This is a genomic window from Micromonospora sp. LOL_023 (assembly GCF_048060115.1).
Classification (GTDB): Bacteria; Actinomycetota; Actinomycetes; order Mycobacteriales; family Micromonosporaceae; genus Micromonospora_E.
Map to the genome: position 1 here is coordinate 1 of NZ_JBHMIM010000228.1, position 230 is coordinate 230.

Sequence of the window (230 nt, forward strand, 5' to 3'; positions counted from 1 at the left end):
GTCAGTGGTCGTAGGCGATCAGGGACCGGGTGACGGGTGCGCCGGTCTTGTTGTTGTGCCAGATCGCGGCGGCCATGGCGAGGAGGCGTTGGGCGACGCGTACGGCGACACCGGTGAAGGTCCGTCCGCCGTGTTGTTCCAGGTCGAGTTGGCCTTTGAGGGTGTCGTTGACCGACTCGATCAACTGCCGGACCTTCTTGAGCATCGGTTCGCCGTAGCGGGCCTTCTCC

1 pseudogene is annotated in these 230 nt (G+C 64.8%); it reads right to left on the bottom strand.

The features are described 5' to 3' along the window. Nucleotide 1: 1 nt before the first annotated feature. Nucleotides 2–230: pseudogene (locus ACFHVL_RS31560) on the bottom strand (IS982 family transposase); the annotation flags it as partial.